Consider the following 16,232-nt stretch of genomic DNA (forward strand, 5'->3'; position numbering starts at 1 on the left):
GGTCGGGGTCGGGGGATCCGTCGCGGGTTCGCTATGTTGACCGCATGCGCGTTCACATCGCGGCCGATCATGCGGCCTACGACCTGAAGGAGTTCCTGGTCACCGAGCTCAAGGGGGACGGCTACGAGGTGGTCGATCACGGCGCGCACAGCTACGACGCCTCCGACGACTACCCGACCTTCATCCTGCCGTGTGCAGAGGCGGTCGCGGCCGAACCGGATAGCCTCGGCATCGTCCTGGGCGGTTCGGGCAATGGCGAGCAGATCGCGGCCAACAAGGTGAAGGGCGTGCGCGCCGGACTCGTCTACAACACGACGATGGCCAGGCTGGCCCGCGAGCACAACGACGCCCGGATCGTCTCCCTGGGCGGCAGGATGCAGTCGCTGAGCGATGCCCTGGCGATGGTGCGCGTCTTCCTCGAGACGCCGTTCTCGAACGATCCGCGGCACGTCCGGCGGATCGCGATGCTCGACGAGTACGAGCAGGCGCACACGCGCTGACGGCGGACAGCGGACGAGCGGGGGAGCCATGCCCGAGGGGCACGTGATCCATCGGCTCGCGGGCGGGCTGACGCAGTGGTTCGGTGGGCGAACGGTGCGGGTCAGCAGCCCGCAGGGCCGCTTCGCCGACGAGGCGGCCAGCCTGGACGGCTCGGTGCTGGCCGGCGCAGAGGCGTACGGCAAGCACCTGTTCGTCGACTTCGGTCCGGACCGGGTGGTGCACATTCACCTGGGCCTGATCGGCAAGCTCTGGCTGATCGATGGCGAACCGACCTCGCCGGCCGGTCCGGACACGCTGCGGCTGCTGATCACCGCCGACGCCCGGCGGGCCGAACTGCGCGGCCCGCAGTGGTGCCGGCTGATCACCGACGAGGCGAGGGATGCCGTCATCGAGGCCTCCGGCGACGACCCGATCCGCCCGGATTCGACGGGCGAGAAGGCGTGGGCGCGCATCTCCCGTAGTGGACGCAGCATCGCCTCGCTGCTGATGGATCAGCGGATCACCGCCGGGGTGGGCAACATCTACCGCGCCGAGGTGCTGTACCGGCACCGGATCAATCCCTTCAAGGAGGGCCGGACGATCTCGCGGCGCACCTGGAACGCGATCTGGGCCGACCTCGTGGTGCTGATGCGGGCCGGCGTCACCGACGGCCGGATCGATACCGTCCGCGACGAGCACCTGCCCGAGGCGATGGGCCGGCCGCCCCGGATCGACCGGCACGGTGGTGAGGTGTACGTGTACCGGCGGGCCGGCCTGCCCTGCCTGGTGTGCGGCACCGACATCCGCACCCAGCCGCTCGAGGGACGCAACCTGTACTGGTGCCCGCGCTGTCAGCGGAGACGTTGATGCGCTGGGGCGCTTTCGCGGTGCGGGTGAGCGACGACGGTCGGGAGTTCACCCTGCTGCACGGGGCGGACGCCTGGGCCTCGTTCACGCTGCACGGAATGCAGCCCACGGGCCGGTTCACCGATGACGACGACGAGGTCGAGCACGGCTTCACCATCCCCGGCGCCTCGGTGGCGGTGCGGCACGCGGTTGGTGAGGCGTGGACGATGCGCTGGGCGTTGAGTGCGGCGGAGGGGTCCGGTGAGCCGGACGGCCCGGCGGCGTCCGACCGGGAGAGCGAACCGGCCGCGGTGGGGGTTGACGCGGAGGGCGACGAAGGCGGGGAGGGCACCGCGGAGGTGCCCGGTCCCGCAGCGGTCGGGGCGACGGCGTCCGCCCTGGCGGGGCTGCTCGCCTCGCTCAACGGTCTCGACGTCGTCCCCGAGTTGCGAGTCATCCCCGGCCCGGGGTGCGTGGTGTGGGCGTGGGCGGCCGGGGCCGAGGCGATGATCGCGGTCGCGCCCGGACGCCGGGCGGCTCCGGTGGTCGGCCTTCGGTTGACGCAGGGCTGGCTGCAGGAACGCCCCGGCGGGTTCGCGATGGCGCCGGCCGGGTTGGAGTTGACCGCCGGGCGGCGCTGGGTCGGCCAGCTGCGTGCCCAGCTGTACCGGGGCGTCGACGACCTGGCCGCGCGGCTGCCCGCCTGGCTGGCGCCGTTGGAGCTGTCCGCGGGGCAGCCGTGGGAGTTCCGCGACCCCGACCACGCGCTGGTCGTCGAACCGCCGGCCACCACCCGCGCAGAGGGGGACGTCATCCAGGTGATCGGGGAGGCCGGGCGGGCCTGCGTCGCGCTGCATTCGCCGCGCGGGCTGACCGAACTGACGGTGTCGTTCGCGCCCAGCCTGGACACCCTGCTGGCGGCGGGCGCCGCGCACGTGCTGCGGCTGCCTGGACGGATCCCCCCGGCGGGGGCGTTCGTCCTCGCCGAGGCGCTGGCCAGGTCGCTGATCAGCGAGCCTGTGGCGGCGGAGCGGCTGCTCGACGACTTCGATTGGAGTCATGATTCCGACCTGCTGGCGATCGCCACGGGGGTGGCGCGTGCGCAGCGCAACGGCAATTCGCGGATGCTGCGGGCGGCCCTGCGCCGGCTGCAGCTGGTGCACCCCCAACCCGGCTACGGCCGGGTGGTGATGGCGGCCTGGCTGGCCAGCCTCGCCCTGGGCGAGGACGCCCGCGACGAGGCGCTCGCCCTACTGAGCCGGCCGACCGGCTCGGAGTGGGTCGCGCTGGAGCTGAATGTGCTCAACCTGCGCAGCCTCGAGGTGGCCGGCGGGCTGTTCCACGGCCTGGTGAACGCGCTCGGCGGCGACCTGCCCGGTGACCCGGTCGGGCTGGACGCCGTCCGCCAGGCCCAACTGGTCGGGCTGCTGCAGCTGTGCCCCGAGGAGTGGCCGATGGCGACCGCTGCCGCGGCGTGCGCGGGCAAGAACTCGCGGCGGCTGCTGGCCGGCGTCGCCGAGTCGGCCTTCGCCGATCCCGACGATCTCGCCGTGCTGGCCTGGCTGGCCCTTGGCCATTCGCTGCTCTAGCGGCGTCGTCCCGGTTTCGTTTCCGGTGGTGCTGGACGGTGACCGGCTGAATCCCGTGTTCGCCCAGGAGTTCGACGCGGGTGGCCTGGCGACTGAAGGATGTCGACTGGCTGGCGCCGGATCGTCGGTTCCTTGACGAACTGGCCGAGCGATTGCTGGACGGCGAGCCGCTGCCGGGCGGCAACGTGGGTGGTGCGGTGCGGATCGGACAGACCGTCCGGCGACCGACCGGCCCCTGGACGCCGGCGGTGCACGCGGTGCTGAGCCACCTGTCCAGTGCGGAATTGGCTGCGGTGCCGCGCGTGCACGGCGTCGATGTGCGGGGCCGTGAGGTGCTCGACTACCTGCCGGGCGAGGTGATCGACGTCGACACCGCACTGCTGAGCCCGTCCGATTGGTCAATCTAGGCCGCTGGCTACGGACTTTGCACGAGGCGATGACCGGCTTCGAGCACCCGGGACCGTGGCGCTTCTTCGGTGTGGTCGCCCCGACGTTGATCACCCACAACGACGTCGCCCCCTACAACGTCGCCTTCGACGGTGACGAGGTGGCGGGGGTCTTCGACTGGGACCTGGCCGGGCCGTCCACGCCTGATGCCGACCTGGGACTGACCGCGTGGACCTCGATTCCGCTGTTCCGTCCGATCCCGGTGAACGATGCGGCCGAGCGGCTGGGGGTGTTCGCAGCCGGCTACGGCACGGCGGCCGAGCGCGTGCTGGACGCCGTCGAACCACGGGTGCAGCTGGCGATCGACGGCATCCGCGAGGCGGTGAGGCGCGGGGATGAAGGCATGATGAATCTGGCCGTCACGCAGGGTGAACCGGAGCGCACCGAGGCGGCGCTGGCCGACTTCCTGGCCGTGAGGCACTCGCCGCCTGCCGCGCAGGAGACACGCTCGTGGTCACGAAGCTCGACCGTTTGGCCAGATCGCTACCGGACGCTCGGGCGATCGCGGACGAACTGACCACGAGGGAGATCAGCCTCAGCCTCGGCGGTTCGGTCTATGACCCCACCGACGCCGTCGGACGCCTGCTGTTCAACGTCCTCGCCATGGTGGCCGAGTTCGAGTCCGACCTGATCCGGCTGCGCACCGTGGAGGTGATGAAGGTCGCGAAGGCCAAGGGTCGGCTGAAGGGTAAGCAGCCCAAGCTCAGCCGCAAGCAGGAGGCGCACCTGGTCTCGCTGGTGCACAGCGGCGAGTACAGCACCCTCGAGGTCGCCGAGCTCTTCGGCGTCGGCCGGTCCACCGTCTACCGCGCCATCGAGCGCCAACGCATCGCGGCGAAGGCCGGGCTCGTTGAGGCCCCGTCACGACGCTGACTCCTCCTATCGTGGGCGTCCCGCAACTGAGACCCCAGCGGGACGCCAACGAGCCGAGTCCCTTCATAGCCCGCCCCCGCACGTTTGCGTCCCGGAAGCGGTTCCGCTTGCGGGGCGGGCTCTCCACGGAGTGACGCTATCGCCATCTCCACTTCGACCTCGCGGAACGGCAACGGGTCCACACAGCGATTCGCTACCGCCCCCCGCAGGGTTGAGGACGCGCCCGAGCACGCGTCACTCGGTGGTGCTCATGCTGGTTCAGGTCACTTTGGCGTCGGCCGTGTCCGGGGTGTCCGGCCGCGGCGGCGCGCGAGGTGGCTTCCCAGCACCACCAGACCGACGCCAGCGGTGATGACGAGCAGGTTCACCACGCCGTAGCCAGCGAGTTCGTGGGGCTGAACTGGACGGGAAAGCCGTTCGGTTTGGGGCCGAATGCCTCTCCTTCGAAGCCTTGTTGGGGTCCAAGCCACTCGAGGAGAACGGCGAGCGTCTGGTAGGTGAAGACGATCGCGTCTAGTGCGAGATGGGTAGGATAGCCAGCCCGCGCTGCTTGATGAAGTAGCCGAGCGTGAAGGACGACGCGAGGGTGAAGATGATGTTCACTGGAGAACTCCTTGACGGGTGGAATCTCGTGGTGCTCGTTTCCGAGCCCGACCGCGGCTGGGGGTTGTGCGTGGGTGAGGTGGAAGGTTCGGCGTAGCCAGCCTGCGACGGCGGCAGGATCCTGGGAGCCTCGGTGCAGCGGTGTCCGATGTGAGCGGCGCGGTCATCAGCGCGAGCGGTCCCGGCGCCACAGCGCCACACCAGCGCCAGCGAAGCCGAGGGCAGCCACCCACAACCCGATTCCGGCCACGACGGGGCCAGGCATGAACGGGTGGGTGAACCCGCCCAGGGCCAGGGCCCATCCCGCCCAGGCTGGCGCCGCGTGGCTGCGCCACAGGGCCAACCCAAGCAGGAGCAGCCCAAAGGTGATTCCGATGATGAAGGACAGACCGGCGAGCAGCATGATCGGGTGTTCCTCGACTGCCGTCTCAAGCTCGACGACGGGGTCGACAGGAATGCGTTCCTCCACGATGAGTGCCGCTTCGAGCACGGGGCCTGGCAGGTTGGTCAGGCCGAAGAGCAGTCCACCGCCGGCCACCACGGCTGCTGCGGTGGTCAACCGCGGTGCCCCTGAATACGCCACCCAGATGACAGCGGCGATGGCGGGGAGAAGGAGGAACATGAAGGGGACGGTGAGCCACTCCATCAGGTGGATGCGGCCCGGGTCCTGGGTTGCGGCGGCGACCTGCTCCGGAAGCGGCGCGTCACCAGAGAACGGGCTGACTAGATAGGACGTGCCCATTGCCAACATCGGGACGGGTGCAACGACGGCCAGCAGCCGCCGCAGGATGTCCGGAGCGGGGCCGCCGGGCGCGCTGGACGGGCTCACGGGCTGAGAGATTGCTGCGCCGGTAGGGGTGCTCATGATGCGCTCCGGTTTTGACGTGCGGGGTTGAAGGCGGCGGCGTTCTCGGCGAGGAAGTCACGCACCGGGCGTCCCGGCCTCCCGAGCACGTCGGTGACCGTCGGGGTGGTGGACGACTGGGCTCCTGCCCGGAGCTGGTCGAAGATGGCGAGGATCTGATCGGTCACGAACCCCGGGACTCCTCTCTCACCCAGCGATTGGCGCACCTGATCGTCCGTCCCACCGACGTAGCTGATCGGGCGTCCGGTGACATCGGTGAGCAGTTCGCCCAGCTCGGCGAAGGTGACGGCCTGGGGTCCGGTGAGCTCGAGGACGCGCTCAGTGGGGAACGGCTCGGTGGCGAGCAGGTGCGCGGCGACCTCGGCCACGTCGGCAGGATGGACCATGGCGACGGGGGCGGCTAGGGCGGGTGCCGGCAGGATGTCGTGGTCGCGGACCTGGTCGGCGTGTCCGAGCACATTGGCCATGGAGAAGCCCGCCCGCAGGGCGACGTAGGGTACGCCGCTGCGTTCGAGGTGGGACTCGATGGCCGCGTGCCACTGCCAGAACGCGACCGGGGACGTCTCGTGGGCGCCGCGGGCGGAGAGCTTGACGATCCGACGCACGCCCGCGGCAGCTGCGGCGTCGATGACGGCGCATTCGTGCTGCACCTGGTCTGGTGTGTTGGGGCTGAGCAGGAACACGCCGTCGACCCCGGCCATGGCGGCGCGCAGGGTCTCGGGGTCGCCGAAGTCGCCGACCCTGCACTCGACGCCCGGATGGGTCACCGCGAGTCGTTCCGAGTCACGCCCGAAAGCGACGGGTCGGTGACCACGATGTGCCAGCGCGGGCACGACGTGTCGGCCGATGGTGCCGGCCGCGCCGGCGACGAGGATGGTACTCATGAGGTTGCTCCGTTCTGATGGGTGAGTGAGATCGAGGAGGGTGCGTGTGGAGGGATGTTCCGGTTGAACCGGAACACGTTGTGCGGGTCGTGCTCGTTCTTGAGCGCGACCAAGTGCTCCCAGTCCTGCTGGGTGTAGGCGGCGCGGACTCGTTCAGGTGTGGCGTCGCCGTCGAGGAAGTTGAGGTAGGTGTCCCCGGTCAGGTGCGGCCGCAGGCTGGTGAAGATCCGGTCCTGGGTCGCACGCACCGCCGCTACGGCGTCGGGCGTGGGGACCACGCCGATGCAGTTGACGCTGTAGCGGGCCCGGGTGCGCGCCATCGGGTGAGGGCCGCGGGGCGACTTCTCCATGGCGCCGCCGAGTTGCCGCGCCTCACACATCACCAGCGATGACCCGAGATGCGGGATAACGTGCTCCAGCAGTGTCGAGGCCACTTCGTCGGTGATGTCGGTCAGTGACTCTCCGCGCTGGACGAATGGCAGTGGGCTGGCGGGGTCGAGGCTGACCCCGTCGAGGTCTGTGGCCGCTCGCTTCCTCCAGGTATCGATGTCGGGGTCGCCAAGCTGGCGACGAACGTCGTGGAGGTGGTCCTCGCCGGACTCCTGGTCGGGGAAGCAGCCGCGGACCACGACGAAGCGACGGCCCCGGAATGGCTCCGGCACGCTCGGTGCGTCGGGCAGCCCGCTCAGTGCCAGCGCGCTCATCGCATCCGTCGGGAGGGTGGCCGACCACCGGGCGTAGGTTGCGATCACCTCGCTCGCCTGGTCAACGGGGTAGTAGAGGCTCCCCGCGTACACTCCAGCGATCGGATGGAGGTCCAGGGTCAGGCTGGTGACGACGCCGACGTTGCCCGCGCCGCCCGCCACCCCCCACAGCAGGTCGAGGTCGCCGTCGCGGTCCCGGCGCAGCGACCTGACCCGGCCCGATGCGGTGACCAGCTCCGCGCCACTCACCGAGCCGGAGGCGAAACCGAGGCGTCGGCTGAGCCAGCCGAAGCCGCCACCGTGGGTGAAGCCGACGACGCCGACCTGCGAGCTGGACCCGCAGATCCCGACGAGGCCGTGCGGTGCGCACGCCGGGAGGACGTCGGACCAGCGCGCTCCGGCCGCCACCGTCGCGGTGCGTCGGGCCGGATCGATGCAGACCGAGCGAAGCGAGGCGGTGTTGATCAGGACACCGTCCTGATCAACACCCGCGACCCCGTGACCGGTGGACATCACGGCCACCCCGAGTCCCTCCCGGACGGCCCAGCGCACCGCCTGGGCGACGCCGTGGGCGTCGGCGGGGGCGAATACGGCGGCGGGCCGGTGAACCGTCATCCGGTTCCACGCCGACGTCGCCGCGGCGTGCTCGTCAGTCCCCGGGATCAGCGGGTGGTGGCCGGCGTGGTGTTGGTGGGTTTGCTGGGACATGACGCCTCCTGGATTGGCCCGGGGGTGCGGGTGGGTTTGCTGGGACATGACGCCTCCTGGATTGGCCCGGGGGTGCGGGTGGGGTGGGCGATGCGCAGCCCGAGCATGAGAGCGGTGACCACGAGGTAGAAGCCGTGCAGGAACCAGATGGGCCCCGCCGGCAGGCTGATCACGTACACCGAATAGAGCAGGTTGCCCACGTTGGCCATGACCAGACTGACCAGGCTGTAGGAGACCAGGTCACGCGTGCGCACGGCCTTGAGCAGAGTGGGGACATAGCTCAGCGCGAACAGCGCGGCCGAGAAGGCGCCGAACGCGGTGGTGAGTTCCATGACCCCTCTTTCGGTAGATAACGACTACACCCAAGATACGAACTGGTAGAGTGGATGTCAACCCAATAGAAGGTCGGTGATTCGATGGCAACGTCCCCGAACCCCCGTCGCGACTACCACAGCCCCCAGCGCCGTGCTCAGGCCGAGCGCACTCAACAACGGGTCGTAGCCGCAGCCGGGGCCTTGCTCACGAGCAAGGGGTGGGCCGCGATGACCATGGCGGAAGTGGCCCGCCACGCAGGCATCTCGAGCGCAATGCTGTACAAGATCTTCGCCACCAAGGCCGATCTGGTGAAGCGGGCCTACGACATTGCCCTGGTCGGTGACCAGGCCGAGGTCGCCTTCCGGCACCGGCCCGAGTTCGTTGCGGTGCTCGAGGAGCTCGACCCAGCTGCGAAGCTGCGTGGCTACGCGGGTCTGATGCGAACGGTGGCGGAGCGGGTCCTGCCGATCTACAGCCAGCTGGTGGCCGCCGTCACGGCCGGCGACGGCGACGATCAGTTGCGCGAGCTCGTTGACACGGCTGAGGCTGAGCGGCTCTTCGGCGCCCGAGGAATCGTCCGCGACCTGCAATCAGTCACTGCCTTGTCCCCCACGCTCAGCGAAGCCCAGGCCGTCGACCTGGTCTGGATGGCCATGTCGCCCGAGTTCTGGGCACTGCTCGTCCGCGGCCGCTCATGGAGCTGGGACGAAGCCGAGGAGTGGGTCGGGGATCACCTCATCTCCACGCTGACCGGTCAGGCGCCCGAGGGGGTGCACGGCACGGACGGCGTGGATGGCACGACAGGGCTGGGGTCGTGAGTCTGGAAACTGCGCTCGACGAGATTGCCTCGGAGGTGCGCTTCTCCGGCTTGAGCCGCGCCGACCGCGGCGGGGCGCCCATGGTCAGCCGGGGGTACGGCATGGCCCGGCGCGACCTGGGCTTCTGCTGGCGGGTCGCACGGTGCTGATCAACATAAGCAAGCCGCGACCGGTCCGCTATGAGCGAGACGCGAGGGACGTTGATACCTGTACGGACCGGCCTCGCCGTCACTTCGGCGACCGGCCGCGTGAAGATCGTGGTTTCGGGCGACCTCGCACCCAGATCGCGTTCTTGGCCGTCGTTGAACAAATGGTGGAGGCGCTTCGTGTCGAAGCCTGACCTCTTCCGCAGCGACGAAGGCGAACGGACGTCGAGAGGGCCTACACCGCCTTGCTGGACACCGAGTTGGCGGGGTTTGAACACTGCACAGTCGCGACGGGACTCGGGCCGACATTCGTGGTGAGCGCTGACCAGCCGAGGCCCCTCCGGTGCTGCTCCTACACGGCTCGGGTTCGACAACCGCGCTGTCGTGGACTCTCGAGCTGCGCCTCTTGTCAGAGCAGTACCGGCTGCATGCGATCGACCTGGTTGGTGAGCCCGGCCGCAGTGCCCCCGCCCGACCTGCCTTGACCAGCCCTCTGTACTCCGCGTGGCTGACGGAGTTGGCCAACGTCCTCGATGCACGACCGGCAGTCGTGATAGGTCTGTCCCTGGGGGGATGGCTAGCTGTACTGACCACGGACGTTAGGTACGGCGTGCCTGCTGGACGATGACTAGGACCTCTGAGTGAGGTGTGGAGCTACCACGCACCCACCCTCAAGCCTCGGAGGTCTTCGTGTCCCACGCTAACGCTCAGCTCACTCCCGCCGGTCGGCTACGTCTGGCCAAGCTCGTCGTCGAGAAGAAGTGGACGCTTCGACGGTCGGCCGAGCGGTGGAACTGTTCGGTCACCACCGCAAAGCGGTGGGCCGATCGGTACCGGCTCCACGGCGTGGCCGGGATGGTCGACCGGTCCTCCCGTCCCCGGACCTCACCACGCCGAACGCCGTCGCGTGTGGAGCGGCGCGTGATCGGCATGCGCGTCACGCGCCGGTGGGGGCCGGCACGGATCGCCTACCGACTCGGCCTGCAGCCTCGTCGTGTACACCACGCCAGGGAGCAGACTGCGCGGCGATGAGCCCGACAGCGCCGACGTCTATCCGCCCGGCAGCCGGCCGCGCGTCGACGTCCACCGTTAGGGGGCGAGGAAAGTGGTGCGTAGGACGGAGTGCGGGGATCTCACCGCGGCGCTCGCTGACCACATTGGCTTCTTGGCCTCGGCACCGCGCAATGGCCGAACCAACCCGCATCATCACCAGCGCTGCCTCAGCTATGTCGCCCAGCAGCTCACGTCCATCGGCTGGGCAGTCGAGCGCCAGGAGCTCCACGTCCGAAACACCCTAGGCATTGCCGACAATCCCAACCCGGTATGGCCGCTCGGCTGGCATCACAACCTGACCGGCACCAAAATCGTCGCCACCTGGGGCACCTCCGCTCCGGCGCTTGTGTTGATCGCCCACCACGACACAGTCGGCCGAAGCCCCGGAGCTGACGACAACGCATCCAGCGTCGCCGCCTTGCTCGAGGTAGCAAAGATCATCGCCCGCAGCGGAACCAGCCGACGGATCATCCTTGGCATCGTTGACCTGGAGGAGACCGGGCACCAGGGCTCTCGCAATCTCGCCGCACGGCTGGCGAACACCGAACCTATCGCCGCGGCGATCGCGTTCGACGCCATCGGCTATTACACCACCGGCCCTGGCAGCCAGCAGCTCCCCGGTCTGCTGCGCGGCTTGGTCATCGGCGCCAAACCCGGCCGTCGCCCCGCCGGCGACTTCCTCGCCGTCGTCTCACGCGGTTCGTCCGCGGACATCGCTGCTGCCTGGTGCGGCAACGCTGAGCGTTACCAGCTGGGCACCTTGCAGGTACGGGATCCCCGAAACGATGGACGCCGAGGCATGGGGACGTTCGCACGGCCGTGGTTGCTCGATCTCGACCGTTCCGATCATGCTTCGTTTCAGCGGCTGGGTATCCCGGCCGTCCTGGTCACCGACACAGCCAACCTGCGCAGCCGGCATTACCACCGACCTACCGACACCCCTGACACCCTCGATGTCGAGCGCATCGCAGCAGCTGCACTCGCTACCGCTGATCTGGCCACGCAACCTCAGTCGTTGACCGGCCGTCCCTAAGGTCGGGTATCGCTGTCAGTCCAGCGTTTTGTGATGGCCAGGCAGGCGCGGCAGCTGACGCGGATCGACCTGTCGTCACTGTTGCGGTCGGTGATCGCAAACAGATCGGCCCACTTGGTGCGGTTGGCCGCCGCGCACAGGTACTCGCCGGCACGGCGCCGTAGCCGGCCCGCGTCGAGGTCATCGATCAGTCGGACGTGGTACGCCGGTGCGGTCCGACGAGGCTTGCCGTACCACTCGGTGGCGAGATACGGGTTGGCGTCCGGCAGCCAACGCGCCGGCACATTCAGGCGTTCGTTGAACTCCTGGTTCTCTCGATCCTTTCGGCCCCCCTCGACGAGCTGCTGACCTGATGCCGAGTGAGCGGCGGCCTGCGGTATCTCGGCTTCACGCTGCAGTTCATCGACTGGCCGCGCCAGGAGGTACCCGCCAAGGTCCCGCCGGAGGCCGACAGCCGTGCCGGGATTCAGCGGGGTTGTCGGGCGATAGGCGTCGCCGAACAGCACGACGGACCCATCGGCGCTGACAAGAATGGTCTCGGGGAGGTGGCCTCGGACCGCGGCTGGGTTGACGAATCGGGATCCGCGGACCAGCTTCACCCATCCCGTGCCCTGGTCGCTCATCGGGCCGCCTCACGTCGACGCTGCCCACCACGGCGATCCTCGGTATCACCCTCCAACACTTCTCGGCTAAGCCGTGCCGCAGTGAGTGCCAATGCCTTCGGATTGAGATCTCCGCCGAGGAACCGGCGCCGGCACCGCCAAGCCGCGAGCGCGGTCTCTCCACCACCGATGAATGGGTCGACCACCAGCGACTCCCAGGTCTGACCCCCGTTGTCATCTCCCGTGCCGTCCCCCACCCGTTCTGCATGACCCGCCCGACGCAGCGACTGCAGGGCACCTCTGGCGCGCCGTCGCCAGCGAGTGTCGGCCTGGCTGGTGCCGCTGCTGGTCCGCCTGCAGGCGGGCGAGGACGTCACCAGGAGATCATCGACGGCTACCGCGTCGAGCCCGGCAGGTACCCGGCCGACCTGTACTGAGCGACGCTGGGCCGGCCTTGGGGGTCGGCGGCGGGCCGGGCTACGGTCGGTTGCCGGACCGGGGACGGGTGAACGCCCATTCCGGGTCGGTCAGCATTCGGGCTCCGGACAGTCCGGCGACCATCGCCACGACCACCAGCACGGTCGACACCCCCGACTCGATGGCGGCGTTGATGTCGGTCTGGTCGAAGTAGATCAGGGTGCGCAGCGCCGACGAGCCGGGGATCGAGACCAGCAGGGTCGGCACGGTCATGATGATCTTGGTCATCTTCAGCCAGCCGGCGACGAGCCCGCAGACCAGGCCGATGATCACGCAGGCGACGAACGTGGCGACGTGCGGCTTCACCCCGGCGTCCAGCAGCAGTTCGCGGGGGATGTTGCCGACGATGGCGATCACCCCGGACGCCACGGCGGTGCGCGGCGGCACGTTGAACATGGTGGCCCAGCCGAAGACGGCCAGGAAGCTGGCGAGCACGATGGCCAACCACACCAGGGCCGGCGGGCCGTCGAGGCGTCCGACCGGGTCGGGGGAGACGCCGGTCACCGAGGCCACCAGCCACACCCCGATGGCCATCGCGACCACCACCATGGCGGCGTAGGCCATCCGCGGCACGCCGGCGTCCAGATCGAGACGGGTCAGGTCCAATCCGGCCGTGACAAGCGGGAATCCCGGGATGAGGAAGATCGAGGCGCAGATGAAGCCGGCCGCGAACCGATCGCTCGAAGCGCCGGCGGCCACGGTGATCAGTTCCGCGAACGCCCAGTACAGGGCGGAGGCGAGCGCTGCCGAGGTGAGCACGACCGCCAGCTGGTTGAGCTGCAGCCGGGTGAAGAGCCGATGCAGTCCGTAGGCGATTCCCGAGGCGGGCAGCACCGCGAGCACCTCGCGCCAGCTGCCGTTGGACAGCACCGCCACCGACGCGCACGCGAAGGCGACCAGCACCACCAGCAGCCAGGCCGGGTACCGGCGCGGCTGCTTCTCGATGGCGTCCAGCCTTGCCTCGACGTCGATCGCACGCTCACGCTCGGGCAGTTGGTTCGAGAACTGGTGCAGCCGGGCGATCCGGTCGGCGTTCACGCCCGGCCGGGTCTCGCCCACCTGGGTGCGGAAGATGCCGCGGCGTCCGATGGTGAGGATGATCTGGGTGAAGGTGACCTGGGCGTCGATCTGTTGGACGCCGACCGTGCGGGCCACCGCCGCCATCACCTCGCGCACCCGCAGCGCGCTGGTGCCGGCGCCGAGCATCATCGTGCCCGCTCGCAGCACGACGTGCGACCGGCGGATCAGGTGGGTGGGTTCGAGCTGGTCCTCGTACTCGTGCTCGTCGATCGGGCGCGGCTCGTCCTGCGCGTCGGTCATGGTTCCACGCTAGACCCGGACGCCCGGGGCGGGCGGCGTCCGCCCGGTGGTGGGACGGCGCGAGTCAGCCGAGCAGGTCGGGGTATTCCTTCGGTTCGCCCAGCACGTGCTCGGCCAGGAAGGCCGACACGGTGCCGTACCAGATAGCCGCATGCTGCGGGGTGAGCACCCAGTGGTTCTCGTCGGGGAAGTACAGGAAGCGGTGTGGCGTCCTGCCGTCGGCGTCCAGGGCGAGTGTGGAGCGGCTGAGCAGTTCCCACCACAGCCGCAGGCCCTCGCCGATCGGAACGCGGTAGTCCTTGTCGCCGTGCACCACCAGCATCGGGGTGGCGATGTCGTCGACGAAGGCGTGCGGCGAGTAGTCGCGCACCATCGCGTCGCTGACCTCACGCGCCCAGTAGTAGGCGTGGTCGGTGGTGGGGCCGAACTGGTCCAGCGCCCACAGGGACGCGTGCGTGACGATCGCCTTGAAGCGGTCGGTCTGGCCGGCCACCCAGTTGGCCATGTAGCCGCCGAACGAGCCACCCATCGCCGCGGTGCGGCTCTCGTCGATGTCGTCGCGCGCCACGACCGCGTCGGTGATCGCCATCAGGTCGGTGAACGGCTCCGCGCCCCAGCGGCTCCAGCCGCGGGCGATGAACGCCTCGCCGTACCCCGTGGACAGCGCCGGGTCGGGCAGCAGCACCGCGTAGCCCTGGGCGACCATCAGCCACGGGCACCAGCGCCAACTCCAGGCGTTCCACGAACTCAGTGGCCCGCCGTGGATCCACAGCAGCAGCGGGGCGGGGTCTGCGGCGCCCGTACCCTCGGGAAGGGCGAGCCAGCCCCGCACCTCGCTACCGTCGGACGCCGTGGTGCTCACCTCGGTGAGGGTGCCGGGCAGCTCGGGGGCGGGCACCGGGTTCGGCAGCAGGTCGGCGGCGACCGGCTCGCCGGAGCCGCGGAAGGCGTCCAGGTCGATCCGCACCACCTCCGACGGCGCGGCGTAGGACGTGCGCAGCGCGTACACCCAGCGACCGTCGGGCGAGACCTGCGGATCGGTGAAGGCGGCATCGTCGCCGGTCACCCGACGCACGCTGTCGTGGCCCAGGTCGAGCAGGTACACCGGAGAACGGCCGTGGTCGTCGGCGGTGAGGACGAGGCCGCTCGAGTCGGGCAGCCAGGCCTGGCCGGCGTGCCAGCGGTCCCAGTCGGCGGCGATCCGGCGCGTGCTGCCGTCGGAGAGGTCGAGCAGGTGCAGTTCCACGTGCGGCGGACTCTGCGGGGTGCTGATGGTGGCGCGGGTGAACAGCACCATGGTGCCGTCGGGGGAGATGAGCGGGCCCTCGGCCTCGGCGGCCGGATCGTCGTACAGGGTGACGGACTCTCCGGTGGCCAGGTCGAGCCGGCAGAGCACGGTGCGGCGGTCGCCGGCTGTCGTGATCCGGGCCTCCACCACGACGGCAAAGCCGGCGTCGGGTGCGAGGTCGAAATCCTGCAGGCGGTTCGGCAGCGCCTGCGGGGTGCGGTCGGTCAACTCGAGCCGGACGCCGTCGGCGTCCGTTCCGCCGGAGCCGGGAAGGGCTGCCGTGAGCAGGTGGACGGCGCCCGGGCCCAGGTCGTGGTCCCAGTGCCGGACCGGGTAGCTGGTGTGCAGCACCGCAGCGACGCTGCGCTCTTTGCGCTCTTTGCGCAGCTTCTCTTCGGACGCCTCGTCGACGGCTCCCGGCAACCGCTGCGCTGCGGTGACCACGACGTCGGAGTGGCTGAGGGTCTTGCCGAAGCCCCCCAGCCGGTTGCCGATCAGCCGCGCGTCGCCGCCCTGCGCCGGCAGCAGCCAAAGCGCGGCCGGGCCGTCCTCGTCCTCGTCGGCGTCCGGGTCGGGGCGGGTGGAAGTGAACAGCACGTCGCCCGCGTCGGTGAACACCGCCGACGACTCGCCCTTGCGCGAGCGGGTCAGCCGCCGCGCCGGTTCGGTGCCGTGCGGGTCGAGTTGCCACAGAGCGGTCCGGTACTGGGTGCGCTTGCCGTTGAGGGTGGCGATCGTGGTGACGAGCCGGGTGCCGTCGGGTGAGAGGCGCAGGCCCGAGAGCCGGGGCAGGCCGAGATACGCGTCCAGGTCGTGAAAGGGGGTCTGCATCCGATGACACTAATCCATCGCGCCAGGCGCTCCCCGACGTCAGGGGCGGCCACGCCGGGTTTCCCGGCGGTGAGGCTGCTGGCCTACACTCGACCCCGGGTCGGACGCCGCGGCGTCCGACCAGCACGACCGGGGCGTAGCGTAGTGGCTAGCGCGCCTGCTTTGGGAGCAGGAGATCGCAGGTTCGAGTCCTGTCGCCCCGACCATTTTGCTACAAAGCGCTGAGTAGCGATTTAGCCTCGTTGGCTAGGGGTTTCACTTAGGACGGTGCGAGGCACATGGTGGCAGAAGTGGGCAGAAACCGGCTAAGTTGAGACACGTATAAGACACGACGTGGTCCACAGGAAGCC

The 16,232-nt window shown here is 69.7% G+C and carries 17 protein-coding genes, 1 tRNA gene and 1 pseudogene; 12 read left to right on the forward strand and 7 right to left on the reverse strand.

Going from position 1 to position 16,232, the window contains the following annotated elements; genetic code table 11:
* Positions 1-44: 44 nt before the first annotated feature.
* The 6 genes from OIE40_RS09580 to OIE40_RS09605 all read left to right on the forward strand — a co-directional run bounded on the left by OIE40_RS09580 (position 45) and on the right by OIE40_RS09605 (position 4,235).
* Complete coding sequence (locus tag OIE40_RS09580; protein ID WP_264701971.1) at positions 45-500, forward strand: ribose-5-phosphate isomerase; 456 nt, start codon at positions 45-47, stop codon at positions 498-500.
* 28 nt (positions 501-528) lie between these two features.
* On the forward strand, positions 529-1,347 hold the full coding sequence (locus OIE40_RS09585; protein WP_264701972.1) for an Fpg/Nei family DNA glycosylase: 819 nt from the start codon (positions 529-531) through the stop codon (positions 1,345-1,347).
* Complete coding sequence (locus tag OIE40_RS09590; RefSeq protein ID WP_264701973.1) at positions 1,320-2,915, forward strand: hypothetical protein; 1,596 nt, start codon at positions 1,320-1,322, stop codon at positions 2,913-2,915. Before OIE40_RS09585 ends, OIE40_RS09590 begins: the two co-directional genes overlap by 28 nt.
* 80 nt (positions 2,916-2,995) lie before the next feature.
* On the forward strand, positions 2,996-3,322 hold the full coding sequence (locus OIE40_RS09595) for a hypothetical protein (protein WP_264701974.1): 327 nt from the start codon (positions 2,996-2,998) through the stop codon (positions 3,320-3,322).
* Positions 3,323-3,351: 29 nt separating this feature from the next.
* Positions 3,352-3,879 carry a phosphotransferase gene (locus OIE40_RS09600; protein ID WP_264701975.1) on the forward strand — a complete coding sequence of 176 codons (528 nt, stop codon included), beginning with the start codon at positions 3,352-3,354 and terminating at the stop codon, positions 3,877-3,879.
* Positions 3,813-4,235, forward strand: coding sequence for a recombinase family protein (locus OIE40_RS09605; protein WP_264701976.1), 423 nt, complete (start codon positions 3,813-3,815; stop codon positions 4,233-4,235). The genes OIE40_RS09600 and OIE40_RS09605 overlap by 67 nt, the downstream gene beginning before the upstream one ends.
* Before the next feature lie 769 nt (positions 4,236-5,004).
* Here the strand turns inward: OIE40_RS09605 and OIE40_RS09610 are convergent.
* From OIE40_RS09610 to OIE40_RS09625, 4 genes are read right to left on the reverse strand one after another with little or no spacing between them, the layout of a single operon-like run.
* Positions 5,005-5,703: a hypothetical protein gene (locus OIE40_RS09610; protein ID WP_264701977.1), complete on the reverse strand. Its 699-nt coding sequence runs from the start codon at positions 5,701-5,703 to the stop codon at positions 5,005-5,007.
* The gene (locus tag OIE40_RS09615; protein ID WP_264701978.1) at positions 5,700-6,587 is read right to left on the reverse strand and encodes an NmrA family NAD(P)-binding protein; all 888 of its coding nucleotides are present in this window, start codon (positions 6,585-6,587) and stop codon (positions 5,700-5,702) included. Before OIE40_RS09615 ends, OIE40_RS09610 begins: the two co-directional genes overlap by 4 nt.
* Positions 6,584-7,999 (reverse strand): FAD-binding oxidoreductase, encoded by a 1,416-nt coding sequence (locus tag OIE40_RS09620; protein ID WP_264701979.1) that lies wholly within the window; start codon positions 7,997-7,999, stop codon positions 6,584-6,586. Before OIE40_RS09620 ends, OIE40_RS09615 begins: the two co-directional genes overlap by 4 nt.
* Positions 7,954-8,331, reverse strand: coding sequence for a PQ-loop domain-containing transporter (locus OIE40_RS09625; protein WP_264701980.1), 378 nt, complete (start codon positions 8,329-8,331; stop codon positions 7,954-7,956). The genes OIE40_RS09620 and OIE40_RS09625 overlap by 46 nt, the downstream gene beginning before the upstream one ends.
* Before the next feature lie 84 nt (positions 8,332-8,415).
* Here OIE40_RS09625 and OIE40_RS09630 point away from each other — a divergent pair, with 84 nt between their 5' ends.
* The 5 genes and pseudogenes from OIE40_RS09630 to OIE40_RS09645 all read left to right on the forward strand — a co-directional run bounded on the left by OIE40_RS09630 (position 8,416) and on the right by OIE40_RS09645 (position 11,364).
* Positions 8,416-9,132, forward strand: coding sequence for a TetR/AcrR family transcriptional regulator (locus OIE40_RS09630; protein ID WP_264701981.1), 717 nt, complete (start codon positions 8,416-8,418; stop codon positions 9,130-9,132).
* Positions 9,129-9,281 (forward strand): hypothetical protein, encoded by a 153-nt coding sequence (locus tag OIE40_RS09635; protein WP_264701982.1) that lies wholly within the window; start codon positions 9,129-9,131, stop codon positions 9,279-9,281. Before OIE40_RS09630 ends, OIE40_RS09635 begins: the two co-directional genes overlap by 4 nt.
* A 340-nt stretch (positions 9,282-9,621) precedes the next feature.
* Positions 9,622-9,906, forward strand: a complete 285-nt coding sequence (locus tag OIE40_RS17030) for an alpha/beta fold hydrolase (protein ID WP_413774486.1) — start codon at positions 9,622-9,624, stop codon at positions 9,904-9,906.
* Between the two features lie 62 nt (positions 9,907-9,968).
* Positions 9,969-10,280 (forward strand): annotated as a pseudogene (locus OIE40_RS09640) (leucine zipper domain-containing protein); the annotation flags it as partial.
* 163 nt (positions 10,281-10,443) lie between these two features.
* On the forward strand, positions 10,444-11,364 hold the full coding sequence (locus OIE40_RS09645) for a M20/M25/M40 family metallo-hydrolase (protein WP_264701983.1): 921 nt from the start codon (positions 10,444-10,446) through the stop codon (positions 11,362-11,364).
* Here the strand turns inward: OIE40_RS09645 and OIE40_RS09650 are convergent.
* The 3 genes from OIE40_RS09650 to OIE40_RS09660 form a co-directional block, all read right to left on the reverse strand.
* The gene (locus OIE40_RS09650; protein WP_264701984.1) at positions 11,361-11,987 is read right to left on the reverse strand and encodes a hypothetical protein; all 627 of its coding nucleotides are present in this window, start codon (positions 11,985-11,987) and stop codon (positions 11,361-11,363) included. The two genes, OIE40_RS09645 and OIE40_RS09650, sit on opposite strands and share 4 nt — an antisense overlap.
* A gap of 456 nt (positions 11,988-12,443) precedes the next feature.
* Positions 12,444-13,763 (reverse strand): threonine/serine exporter family protein, encoded by a 1,320-nt coding sequence (locus OIE40_RS09655; protein ID WP_264701985.1) that lies wholly within the window; start codon positions 13,761-13,763, stop codon positions 12,444-12,446.
* 64 nt (positions 13,764-13,827) lie between these two features.
* Positions 13,828-15,882: a S9 family peptidase gene (locus OIE40_RS09660; protein ID WP_264701986.1), complete on the reverse strand. Its 2,055-nt coding sequence runs from the start codon at positions 15,880-15,882 to the stop codon at positions 13,828-13,830.
* 130 nt (positions 15,883-16,012) lie between these two features.
* On the opposite strand from OIE40_RS09660, the gene OIE40_RS09665 reads away from it, so the two are divergent.
* Positions 16,013-16,088 (forward strand) — tRNA-Pro (locus tag OIE40_RS09665).
* Positions 16,089-16,232 lie beyond the last annotated feature (144 nt).

Source organism: Micropruina sonneratiae (assembly GCF_025972045.1).
Taxonomy (GTDB): Bacteria; Actinomycetota; Actinomycetes; order Propionibacteriales; family Propionibacteriaceae; genus Micropruina; species Micropruina sonneratiae.